Here is a 7,619-nt window from a genome sequence, read left to right on the forward strand (position 1 = left end):
CCAGCGCGGCGGCGATGGCGGCGTGCCGCTCGCCTGGCGCGGGCCCGGACGCGGGCCCGGTCAGCGCGTCGAGATGGCGCTCGTAGAACCCGGTGTCGAACCGCCCGCCCGTGAAGTCCGGGTGCTCCAACGACCGTACGAGCAACTCCCGATTGGTCCCGGGCCCATGCACCCGCGCCCGCCGCAGCGCGTACCGCAGGGCGCGCAGCGCCTCGTCCCGGGTGGGCGCCCAGACGACGGCCTTGGCGAGCAGCGCGTCGTAGTGCACACCGATGGTGTCGCCGCCGGCGTAACCGGTGTCGACGCGCAGCCGTGGCGCGGTGGCGTCCGCGATGCCCCCGATGCCCGCCGACGGGCCGTACGGGAACTCCAGGGCGTGCAGCGTGCCCGTCTGGGGCGTCCACGCCCGGGACGGGTCCTCCGCGTAGAGACGGGCCTCCACCGCGTGGCCGTACGCGGGCGGCGGCTCGGCCGGGAGCGCCGCGCCCTCCGCGACCGAGAGTTGCAGCGCCACCAGGTCGAGCCCGAACACCTCCTCCGTCACCGGGTGTTCGACCTGGAGGCGCGTATTCATCTCCAGGAAGTACGGACGGCCCTCGGCGGAGACCAGGAACTCGACCGTGCCCGCGCCCGCATAGCCGACCGCCCGCGCCGCCGTGACCGCCGCCTCGTGCAGGGCCGTACGGAGCGCGGCCGGCAGACCGGGCGCCGGGCACTCCTCGATGACCTTCTGATGGCGGCGCTGGAGGGAGCAGTCCCGGGTGCCCAGCGCCCAGACCGTGCCATGGGCGTCCCCGAGGATCTGCACCTCGACATGTCGGCCGCGCTCCACATACGGCTCCGCGAAGACCTCACCGTCACCGAAGGCCGACCGCGCCTCCGCCGACGCAGCCGTCAACTCATCGCCGAGAGACGCGAGTTCGCGGACGATCCGCATTCCGCGCCCACCGCCGCCCGCCGCCGCCTTCAGCAGCAGCGGCAGATCCGACTCCGTGGCCGAGGCCGGATCCACCGGCGCGAGCAGCGGCACACCGGCCGCTCCCATCAGCTCCTTCGCCCGTGTCTTCGACGCCATCGCCTCGATCGCGTCCGGCGGCGGCCCGATCCACGCCAGCCCGGCGTCCAGTACGGCGCGTGCGAACTCCGCGTTCTCGGACAGGAATCCATAGCCGGGATGCACGGCGTCCGCGCCCGCCGCGAGTGCCGCCTTCACGATCAGATCGCCGCGCAGATAGGTGTCGGCGGGCGCGGCTCCCGGCAGCCGTACCGCCGCGTCGGCCTCCCGTACATGCAGCGCGCCCGCGTCCGCGTCGGAGTACACCGCGACCGCCGCGATCCCGCGCTCACGGCAGGTCCGGAAGACACGGCAGGCGATCTCGCCTCTGTTGGCGACCAGCACAGAAGTGATCATCATGTCCCTCACCCCTCGCAACACACGGGTTACATACGGAAGACGCCGAAGCCGCCGCGCACACCCTCGACCGGAGCCGAGTGGATCGCGGACAGACACAGCCCGAGCACGGTACGGGTGTCGCGCGGATCGATGACTCCGTCGTCGTACAGCCGTCCCGACAGAAACATCGGCAGCGACTCGGACTCGATCTGCCGCTCCACCATCGCCCGCAGCGCCGCGTCACCGTCCTCGTCATACGGCTGTCCCTTGGCCACCGCCGACGCCCGCGCCACGATCGACAGCACACCGGCGAGCTGCTGCGGGCCCATCACCGCGGACTTGGCGCTCGGCCAGGCGAAGAGGAAACGTGGATCGTAGGCCCGGCCGCACATGCCGTAGTGCCCGGCCCCGTACGACGCTCCCATCAGCACCGACAGATGCGGCACTCGGGAGTTGGACACCGCGTTGATCATCATCGCGCCGTGCTTGATGATGCCGCCCTGCTCGTACTCCCTGCCGACCATGTAGCCGGTGGTGTTGTGGAGGAACACCAGCGGAATATCACGCTGGTTGGCGAGCTGGATGAACTGCGCGGCCTTCTGCGACTCGGCGGAGAACAGCACGCCCTGCGCGTTGGCCAGCACGCCCACCGGATAGCCGTGCAGCCGGGCCCAGCCCGTCACCAGGCTCGGCCCGTACAGCGGCTTGAACTCGTCGAAGTCCGAGCCGTCCACCACACGTGCGATGACCTCGCGTGGATCGAAAGGGATCTTCAGATCGCCCGGGACGATACCGAGCAACTCTTCCTCGTCGTACTTCGGCGGCTCCGCCGGGCCCGGATCGGCGTGCGCCTTGCGCCAGTTGAGGCGGGCGACGATCCGCCGCGCCGTACGGACCGCGTCCTGCTCGTCCAGCGCGTAGTGGTCCGCGAGCCCCGATGTCCGGGCGTGCATCTCGGCGCCGCCGAGCGACTCGTCGTCGCTCTCCTCGCCCGTGGCCATCTTCACCAGCGGCGGCCCGCCGAGAAAGACCTTCGACCGCTCCTTGATCATGACGGTGTGGTCGGACATCCCCGGGACATACGCTCCGCCCGCCGTGGAGTTGCCGAAGACGACCGCGACGGTGGGAATTCCGGCGGCGGAGAGCCGGGTGAGATCGCGGAAGAGCGCTCCGCCAGGGATGAAGATCTCTTTCTGGGAGGGGAGATCGGCGCCACCGGACTCGACCAGACTGATGACGGGCAGCCGGTTGGCGAACGCGATCTCGTTGGCGCGCAGTGCCTTCTTCAGCGTCCACGGGTTGGAGGCGCCGCCGCGTACGGTCGGGTCGTTGGCGGTGATCAGGCACTCGACGCCCTCGACCACACCGATACCGGTGACCATGGACGCGCCGACGGGATGGTCACTGCCCCAGGCGGCGAGCGGCGACAGCTCCAGGAAGGGCGTGTCCTGATCGAGGAGCAGCTCGATCCGCTCGCGGGCGAGGAGTTTGCCGCGCGCACGGTGGCGGGTCACATACTTCTCACCGCCACCGGCCAGGGCCTTGGCGTGCTCGGCATCCAGCTCGGCGAGTTTGCCGAGCATGGCCTCGCGGTGGGCGCCGTAGTCGGGCGACGCGGTGTCGAGGGCCGAAGGGAGCACGGTCACAGCAGTACCTCCGGAATGTCCAGATGCCGGGCGCGCAGCCACTCGCCGAGTGCCTTGGCCTGAGGATCGAACCGGGCCTGGGCCGCGACGCCCTCGCCGAGCAGTCCCTCTACGGCGAAGTTCAGAGCCCGGAGATTGGGCAGGAGATGGCGGACGACGGTCAACTCCCGGCTCTCAGGAATCAGTTGCCGGAAGCGCTCGACGGTCAGCTCATGGGCCAGCCAGCGCCAGCCGTTCTCGTCACTCGCCCACACACCGACATTGGCGTCGCCGCCCTTGTCACCGCTGCGGGCGCCGACGACGAGGCCGAGGGGCGCGCGCCGGGTCGGCAGTCCTTCGGGAAGCGGCTCCGGAAGCTGGTCGGCCGTCTCCGGAACGGGCTCAAGTGCCTTGGTACGGGCGGGATGCGACACCGTCATCCGCTGCCCGTCCGGCAGTACGGCCACCTGTGTGACCTCGGCCGCATCGAGGTACACGGCCTCGAAGACTCCGTACGGCGCGCCCTTGCCCGGTGGCGCGGTGACATGGAAACCGGGATAGCTGGCGAGCGCGAGCTCGACGGCCGCCGTGCCGACCGCCCGGCCCACCGCCTCGGGATCGCTGTCCCGTACGACGAGCCGCAGCAGGGCGCTGGCGGTCTCCTCGGTGTCGGCGTCCGGCCGATCGGTACGAGCCAGCTCCCAACTCACCTGCGCCGGACGGCGTTTCGCGAGCGCGTCCGCCAACTGCTCGCGCACCAGCCGGGCCTTGGCGTCGATGTCGAGACCGGTCAGGACGAAGACGACCTCGTTGCGCCAGCCGCCGATCCGGGTGAGCCCGGCCTTGAGCGTGGGAGGCGGCGGCTCGCCGCGTACGCCGGTGATCCTGACGCGGTCGGGCCCGTCCTGGGCCAGCCGTACGGTGTCGAGCCGGGCGGTCACATCGGGGCCCGCGTAGCGGGCGCCGCCGGTCTCGTACAGCAACTGCGCGGTGACGGTGCCCACATCGACGGTCCCGCCCGTGCCGGGATGCTTGGTGATGACCGCCGAGCCGTCGGCGTGGATCTCGGCGAGCGGGAAGCCCGGTCGGCGTATGTCGTGGTGCGTGAAGTGCGTGAAGAAGGAGTAGTTGCCGCCGGTCGCCTGGGTGCCGCACTCCAGGACATGCCCGGCGACGACGGCGCCGGCGAGGGCGTGCAGGCTGTGGGCGCTGTCAGGGCCCGTGGGGCTTTCGGAGTCGTGCATACCGGTGTCAGGGTTCCGGAGGTCCCAGCCGAAGTGGGCGGCGGCCGGCCCGGTCACCAGCGCCGCGTCGGTGACGCGGCCGGTGATCACCACATCGGCTCCCGCGCGCAGACACGCGGCGATCCCGGCGCCGCCGAGATACGCGTTGGCGGTGAGGACGCCCTCGCCCCAAGCCGCACGGGCCGACGGATCGCCTGCCAGCAGATCGTCGCCCTCGACATGGGCGACGCGTACCGGTACACCCACCCGCTCGGCCAGCTCGCGTACGGCGGTGGCGAGCCCGGCCGGATTCAGTCCGCCCGCGTTGGCGACGATCTTCACGCCACGGTCATGGGCGAGCCCGAGCCCGTCCTCCAACTGGCGCAGAAAGGTCTTCGCGTAGCCGGCGTCCGGGTTCTTCATCCGGTCCCTGCCGAGGATGAGCATGGTCAGCTCGGCGAGATAGTCCCCGGTGAGAACGTCGAGCGGACCACCCGTGAGCATCTCGCGCAGCGCGTCGAAGCGGTCGCCGTAGAAGCCGGAGGCGTTGCCGATCCGCAGCACACCGGGTACGCGCAGCACACCAGGTCCACCCCGTGCGGTGGCGTCGCTCATCGGGCCTCCTTGGGCGCGCGGCCCGCGCCCGCCGGGCCCGCGAAGGCCTGCGCGATGTCCAGCCAGTGGTCGGCGTCGGCGCCCTCGGCCCGTACGGCGAGATCCGCGCGGTGCGTCCGCTGGGTGACCAGCAGACAGAAGTCGAGCGCGGGCCCGGTCACCCGCTGGGCCGCGTCCTCGGCACCGTACGTCCACAACTCGCCGCCAGGGCCGGTCAGTTCGACGCGGAAGGGCTCGGCGGGCGGCTGTTCCCGGCGGACCAGATACGCGTAGTCCCGGGCCCGTACGCCGATCCACGCCACATGCCGCAGCCGCGCGGTCGGCTCACGCCGGGCACCGAGCGCGTCCGCGACGTCCTGGCCGTGCGCCCAGGTCTCCATCAGCCGCGCGGTGGCCAGCGAGGCGGTACTCATCGGCGGTCCGTACCAGGGAAAACGGGCGCCGGACGGTGCAGTTCGCAAAGCGTTCTGGAGCCGTACGCGGCCGTCGCGCCAGCGGGCGAGCAGTTCGGCGGGCGGAAGCGACGCGCCGGCCGCCGCGCCCTCGTCCACAAAGGAGTCGGGCGCGGCGAGGGCCTTCTCCGACTCCTCGGCGAAGGCCTCCGGATCGGTTACGGCGAGCAGCGCGGCCCGGTCGGTCCAGGTGAGATGGGCGATCTGGTGGGCGATGGACCATCCGGGTGAAGGAGTCGCGAGGGCCCAGCCCCCGGAGTCGAGAGGAGCCACCAGCGCGTCGAGTTCCTCGCTCTCGGCACGCAGATCGCCGAGCAGCCCGAGCACCGAAGCGGAACCGGACGCGGCACCGGACGCCGAGTCAGGTACGGAACCGGATGCGGACACAGGTGCGCTCCCCTCGGGACACGGCGGTGTGCGTGCCCCGGAGCATGGCAGCGCCAACAAAAACAAGCAAGCGTGCTTGCTTTGCTGCCGGCCGACCCGCGTGCCTGCCCGTCGGCCCGCCCGCTTGCCTATTCACTTGCCCGCCCGCGCGCTCCTCCCGCCCACCTGAGTCCGCACCGCGCCCATGCTCGCCACGATGACCAGCGCGATCGCCAGCGCGTCGGTGCCGGAGAGCGCCTGGCTCAGCACCAGGAATCCAGCCGCCGCCGCTATGGCCGGCTCCAGACTCATCAGCACGGCGAAGGTCGAGGAGGGCAACCGCCGCAAGGCGAGCAGTTCGAGCGTGTAGGGAAGGACGGAGGACATCAGCGCCACCGCGAGTCCCAGCCCCAGCGTCGATGGCACCAGCAGCTTCGATCCCGACTCGGCGACACCGAGCGGCAGCGCGAGGAGCGCGCCCACCGCCATGGCCAGCGCCAGTCCGTCGGCCTGCGGAAAGCGCCGGCCGGTCCGCGCGCTGAAGATTATGTAGGCCGCCCACATGGCGCCCGCCGAGAGCGCGAAGGCCGCGCCCACCGGATCGAGCCGGTCGAAACCGCCGCCGCTGAGCAGCAGCACTCCGCCGAGCGCCAGCACGGCCCAGAGCACATTGACCAGCCGCCGGGAGACGATCACGGAGAGCGTGAGCGGGCCGAGGACTTCGAGAGTGACGGCCGCGCCCAGCGGGATACGGTCGGCCGACTGGTAGAAGAGCCCGTTCATGGCGGCCAGCACCGTGCCGAAGGCGATGACCGTTCCCCAGTCGGCCCGCGAGTGGCCGCGCAGGGTGGGCCGGCACACCACGAGCAGGACGATCGCGGCGAGCACGAGCCGTATCGAGACCACACCGAGGGCACCGGTGCGCGGCATGAGCAGCACGGCGACGGCCGAGCCGAACTGTACGGACAGCCCACCGGCGACGACCAGCGCGACCGGGCCCAGCGCGCGCCCGGCCTGCCCCGGGCGGCCACGGGTCTCCGCCGTACCCGCCTCCGCGCTTCCGGCCACCTCCGGCAGCTGGACCGCGCCTGCGGCCGTAGCGGTACGCGGCTCTTCCACCGGGATCCTCCCTTGACGCACACGGTTGACGCACACAGCTGACGCGCGGTTGACGCGCGGGGTTCACTTCAATGGACTTGGAGTCCAGCGCACTGTACTTCACCCGTCCACTTCCCCGCTCACGCTACGGCTCGGCATCTCACCCCGTGAAATGCCGATCGGGCTGCCGTCATGCTCCACGCGCATGAGCATTGAGATGCGTCATCTCCGCTGCTTCCTCGCCATCGCCGAAGAGTCCAACCTGACGAGGGCGGCGGTCCGGCTGCACCTCACGGACCAGACCCTGCGCGCCGAGCACTTCCTGCCGCTCTTCCACGCCGCGTTCCCCCGCGGCCTGGCCGCTGAACTCCCGAGCGCAGGTCACTGCAGCCCCGAAGACGCCCCCGAGACCGTCCTCGCCCTGATCCGGCTCTTCCTGGACGCGACCACGCCACCGGGCCCGCTTACGAGGACCGGGCACATCACGAGCTGATTCGACCACCGCCGGGCCCCGCCCCGCGCCTTCACCCGCTGTGCCCGCGGTGCTACTCGAATGGCGGTTCCGTTCACCCGCATGGCTCTCGCCGCGCGCCCTGCCGCCGGGCGTTGACCACACTGATGCCGTTCTCGTCCGACCGTCAGAGGAGAGAGACATGGCCATGCCCTCCGATCCTGGCTCACCCTCCGCTCCCGGCCCGTGGATACGTTCGGGCACCGGCCCGGGGAAGGCTCCGCGCACCCGCCCCCGGATACGTTCGCGCCGTGGCTACGCACTCGCCGCGATGCTCACCGCGACCACGCTGGCCAGCGCCGTACCCGCCGTCGGCGCCGCGGCCATCGCGCCCGC

Annotated in this window: 7 protein-coding genes; 2 read left to right on the forward strand and 5 right to left on the reverse strand. The window is 71.5% G+C overall.

Going from position 1 to position 7,619, the window contains the following annotated elements:
* From GA0115259_RS30720 to GA0115259_RS30740, 5 genes are all read right to left on the reverse strand, one after another.
* The coding region (locus tag GA0115259_RS30720; protein ID WP_107469298.1) for an acetyl-CoA carboxylase biotin carboxylase subunit at positions 1–1,411 on the reverse strand (1,411 nt) is incomplete at its 3' end.
* Positions 1,412–1,440: 29 nt separating this feature from the next.
* The gene (locus GA0115259_RS30725) at positions 1,441–3,039 is read right to left on the reverse strand and encodes an acyl-CoA carboxylase subunit beta (protein ID WP_093603061.1); all 1,599 of its coding nucleotides are present in this window, start codon (positions 3,037–3,039) and stop codon (positions 1,441–1,443) included.
* Entirely contained in the window at positions 3,036–4,856 is a 1,821-nt protein-coding gene (locus GA0115259_RS30730; protein ID WP_093603063.1) for an acyclic terpene utilization AtuA family protein, read from the reverse strand. The genes GA0115259_RS30725 and GA0115259_RS30730 overlap by 4 nt, the downstream gene beginning before the upstream one ends.
* Positions 4,853–5,635 (reverse strand): TIGR03084 family metal-binding protein, encoded by a 783-nt coding sequence (locus GA0115259_RS30735; RefSeq protein WP_093603069.1) that lies wholly within the window; start codon positions 5,633–5,635, stop codon positions 4,853–4,855. Before GA0115259_RS30735 ends, GA0115259_RS30730 begins: the two co-directional genes overlap by 4 nt.
* A 192-nt stretch (positions 5,636–5,827) precedes the next feature.
* The gene (locus GA0115259_RS30740) at positions 5,828–6,799 is read right to left on the reverse strand and encodes an EamA family transporter (RefSeq protein WP_370748817.1); all 972 of its coding nucleotides are present in this window, start codon (positions 6,797–6,799) and stop codon (positions 5,828–5,830) included.
* 178 nt (positions 6,800–6,977) lie between these two features.
* On the opposite strand from GA0115259_RS30740, the gene GA0115259_RS42975 reads away from it, so the two are divergent.
* Entirely contained in the window at positions 6,978–7,265 is a 288-nt protein-coding gene (locus GA0115259_RS42975) for a LysR family transcriptional regulator (RefSeq protein WP_370748810.1), read from the forward strand.
* A gap of 160 nt (positions 7,266–7,425) precedes the next feature.
* Positions 7,426–7,619 (forward strand): hypothetical protein (locus GA0115259_RS30750; RefSeq protein ID WP_370748813.1); only part of this gene is annotated, 194 nt, incomplete at its 3' end.

The organism is Streptomyces sp. MnatMP-M17 (assembly GCF_900091995.1).
Taxonomy (GTDB): Bacteria; Actinomycetota; Actinomycetes; order Streptomycetales; family Streptomycetaceae; genus Streptomyces.

Excerpts from the sequence above, each read along its gene's own strand:
- GA0115259_RS30730 (WP_093603063.1), bottom strand. The coding sequence starts at position 4,856 with ATGAGCGACGCCACCGCACGGGGTGGACCTGGTGTGCTGCGCGTACCC.
- GA0115259_RS42975 (WP_370748810.1), top strand. The coding sequence starts at position 6,978 with ATGAGCATTGAGATGCGTCATCTCCGCTGCTTCCTCGCCATCGCCGAA.